Origin of the sequence: Novacetimonas maltaceti, from assembly GCF_002906255.1 — a bacterium.
In the GTDB taxonomy this organism is placed as follows: Bacteria; Pseudomonadota; Alphaproteobacteria; order Acetobacterales; family Acetobacteraceae; genus Novacetimonas; species Novacetimonas maltaceti.
Genome location: NZ_POTC01000110.1, coordinates 1 through 3571, shown reverse-complemented (window position 1 = coordinate 3571; position 3571 = coordinate 1). Strand labels below are relative to the sequence as shown.

Annotated in this window: 3 protein-coding genes, 1 tRNA gene and 2 pseudogenes; 4 read left to right on the top strand and 2 right to left on the bottom strand. The window is 52.8% G+C overall.

What is annotated here, in order from left to right; translation table 11 throughout:
• The 3 genes and pseudogenes from KMAL_RS17475 to KMAL_RS16315 all read left to right on the top strand — a co-directional run.
• On the top strand, nt 1–279 hold a 279-nt coding region (locus tag KMAL_RS17475), incomplete at its 5' end, for a hypothetical protein (protein WP_219811433.1).
• A gap of 243 nt (nt 280–522) precedes the next feature.
• A pseudogene (locus tag KMAL_RS16320) lies at nt 523–1286 on the top strand (IS5 family transposase).
• Between the two features lie 61 nt (nt 1287–1347).
• Complete coding sequence (locus KMAL_RS16315) at nt 1348–2574, top strand: phospholipase D-like domain-containing protein (RefSeq protein ID WP_110096509.1); 1227 nt, start codon at nt 1348–1350, stop codon at nt 2572–2574.
• Nucleotides 2575–2602: 28 nt separating this feature from the next.
• Here the strand turns inward: KMAL_RS16315 and KMAL_RS16310 are convergent.
• Nucleotides 2603–2749, bottom strand: a pseudogene (locus KMAL_RS16310) (transposase); the annotation flags it as partial.
• Nucleotides 2750–2758: 9 nt separating this feature from the next.
• Between KMAL_RS16310 and KMAL_RS16305 the strand changes: the two are divergent.
• Complete coding sequence (locus KMAL_RS16305; protein WP_239020191.1) at nt 2759–3232, top strand: MFS transporter; 474 nt, start codon at nt 2759–2761, stop codon at nt 3230–3232.
• 212 nt (nt 3233–3444) lie between these two features.
• On the opposite strand, the gene KMAL_RS16300 is transcribed toward KMAL_RS16305, so the two are convergent.
• Nucleotides 3445–3521: transfer RNA gene (locus tag KMAL_RS16300), tRNA-Met, on the bottom strand.
• Nucleotides 3522–3571 lie beyond the last annotated feature (50 nt).

Below are 3571 nucleotides of genomic sequence, written 5' to 3'. Positions count from 1 at the left end.
GAGAGACAACTCCCAATCTGCTCAAAACGCAGACTGGACGCCATCGCAAAAACCGTCAATCAAATCGCCAAAACCCAGAAATTACCGGCCAAGCACATCAATCAAGGGTTCTTCGATCCCTCCAATTCATTGGAATTTCCACTAACGGCACATAGATATCTTACCCATGCCCAATATTCTGATAATGTAAATCCAGTAGCCCTGGGAGGAGAGGTTATTATGCCGATTGTAAGAAGAACCTCTCCAATATTAAATACAAAGTCTTCTGATATAAATTGAGTAGGTACTGGGCGAGCACCCCAACTGGGTGCATCAACATGGACAATGACAGATTTATGCAATTTATTTACTCCAATAAGCTATATTTTTAGGAAAGGCAAAATTCAAAAAATAGCAAATTAAATTTTGCATCACATATCGAAATAACAAATCAAAACACGTTTACCTAGGCTCAGGACCTGTTAATTCATTGAACTGAGCGGGGCGTTGTGATTCACAGGCTTACCGATGGAGGTTGAGCCTGTGAGTGACGTGTTTTTGCTGTCTGAGTTTCAGATGGAACGGATCCAGCCGTTTTTCCCGCTGGCACATGGGGTTCCGCGTGTGGATGACCGTCGTGTTCTGAGCGGGATCATTTACGTAATCCGCAACGGTCTTCAGTGGAAAGACGCCCCGAAAGCGTATGGTCCGCACAAGACTTTGTATAACCGGTTCATTCGCTGGAGCCGCCTGGGTGTCTTTGACCGGATCTTCGTCGCGCTGACAGAACAGGCTGGCCGTTCGAAGCGCCTGATGATCGATGCGACACATCTCAAGGCTCACCGGACAGCCGCCTCTCTGCTCAAAAAGGGGCTTTTCCCCGCCATATCGGACGCACAAAAGGCGGCCTGAACTCAAAGCTTCATGCCGTCTGTGACAGCGAAGGCCGTCCTGTTCGTCTTCATCTGACGGCCGGTCAGGTCAGTGACTTCAAGGGAGCAGATGTACTTCTGGCAGACCTTCCCGATGAGACAGAATAGGTCATCGGGGACCGGGGATACGACAGTAATAAAATCAGGCAGTCTCTCGCAGAACGGAAGATCACTGCCTGTATTCCGCCGAAGAAGAACCGGAAATCAAAGCCACTTTACAACTGGCATCTGTATAAAAAGCGCCACCTCATCGAAAACATGTTCGCAAAGCTCAAAGACTGGCGACGTGTTGCAACCAGATACGATCGCTGCGCACACACTTTTATGTCCGCTATCCACATCGCAGCCAGCTTCATCTTCTACCTCAAAGAATGAGTCCTGAGCCTAGTCAGCGACCCACATTGTTGAGGTGCATCACTTTGATGTAACGTCATGCATGGCGCAAAGTGATGCGCACATAGGTAATCGGAATATGAAGACGGGCCACTACGACCTCATATGGAATGGCGAGAATAGCGAACATTCCGCGGCACTCGGCCGCCTGTTCGAGAATGCCAGGCACGTGGATGTCGCAGTGGCGTTCGCCAAGATGTCAGGCTGGGAACACATTAAGAACCACCTGCTGCACCATCTCGAACAGGGCGGTTCGGCACGATTCATCGTCGGGTTGGACTTCTGTCAGTCAGAGTCGACGCTATTGAAGTTGTTGCTCAAGCTATCACGGAAGCACTCGCTGTCGGTCTTTGTCGGAGACAAACTCGACGGTGTTTTTCATCCGAAAGTCTATCGGTTCGAATATGTTAACAAATCTGTTTCTATGCTCATCGGCTCGGCGAACTGGACGAATGGCGGCATGGCGGATAACTACGAATGCTCAGTCCTGTTGCGCCTGAATAGCGAGACCAAAATTCGGACCCGTCTAGACGCGCTGTGCAAAGACAAACTCGTTAGCGCGCTCAATCCCTGCATCCTCCGCGACTACTCGCGGAGATACGATATCGCCAGGGCCACCCGGGCTACCGAACAACGGCGACTAAAGCGCCTGCGCACCGCAGAGCCCACAACATTCGCAGTGCTGCGTGAATTACTGCGTGAATTCCGCCTCGATAAGTCCGAGCGAGGATTCGACGCGCAAATGCGCAATCGCGCTGAAGCGGTCAAGCGCGCGAGCAAAATTATGAAACTCATCGCTACGTCAAGGCCAACCGGAGAGCAGTTTGATGACCTGCTCCGTAAGCTGGACGCTAGCTTTCACTCGGCGATCGTTCCCATTTTTATGAACGCCATCGCGGGCGAGCCGGCCGCCTTTGCGGAGCTGTGTACGAGAGCATTGGCATCAGGCGATCTCAGCCCGGAACAGGCATTCGAGAAAGTCAGAGAAGTGAGCATCCGGGGCGTGGGGCCAAACTGGCGCACGGAGATGCTCCATAGCGTCGATCCATCGAAATTCGCGGTCCTGAACCGAAATAGCTCAGCAGGAATGCGGCTGGCCGGTCCTGAATTTCCCGAACGGCCCTCTAACAGCAATATCACGCCTCAAACATACGCACAATTTTGCTTGGACGCCCGGCACGTCGCCGCGGAACTTGGTCTAAGAAACCTAAGTGAATTGGACGCGGTGTTCAACGAGGCTTACTGGCAGGATATGGGCGACGAAGACTGAACAGCTTAACGTAGCTTAGGGCGTGTCGTCAGTTAATTCCGATGATGGCGGAAACGAGTTGCACTGCGGCGAGGAATGTTGACTTCAGCTTGTCGTAGCGTGTTGCAATGCCCCTGAACTGCTTCAGCCTGGCGAAGAAGCGTTCAATGATGTTTCTGTTTTTGTAGAGCTGGAACTTGCAGGCGTGGCTGGAGCACTGGGGGCCGGACGAGCCGGCATCTGGGCCGATCAGGGACGCGCCCGCCGGACGACCGTTCTGTCCTTTGTTCTTGCCCTGGCAGCATGGAGCCTGATGGCTGCCTTGCCCATCTCACTGTGGTTTCTGATCGCAGGCGTCGTCCTGCTGGATTTTGCCATTCAGGCGATCCATGTAACCAGTCAGAGCCTGATCTTTGCTTCGGACGCAGAGGCGCGCAGTCGTCTCGTCGGTGCCTATATGGTTTTCTATTCGTTGGGCAGCGCGTGCGGCGCCTTTTCGTCAACACTGGCCTATGCGCATGGAGGCTGGATCAGCGTCTGCCTGCTCGGGGCAGGACTTGGCTTCGCAGGACTAACGCTGGCGTGCCTCGAAAAACCGGAAGCGTATAGAGCCAACAGTAATTCTATCCATGGGCTTCAAACATCTGGGCAACCGGAGAGCGAACAACCTCAATCATAACCGAAGTTCTTGCCAGTTGCTCCTGACCTGTTGGTTGATTCGCTCCATCAAAGATGGCCTCACTTCGACGTTCACACACATGTGACCTTCGACAAAATTGCGCCCGATTACCTTTCCGTCTGTTTCCTATGTGTTTCCTGCGGCATGTTCTGGGCACAAAAAAAGCCACCCGTTAGGGTGGCTTTTCTGTTGTCTTTTCAGACACGTATGTATGGTTGCGGGGGCAGGATTTGAACCTGCGGCCTTCAGGTTATGAGCCTGACGAGCTACCGGGCTGCTCCACCCCGCGGTGGTGAGTTGGAGGGACTGACTGGAAGATCTGGCGGCGACCGACTTTCC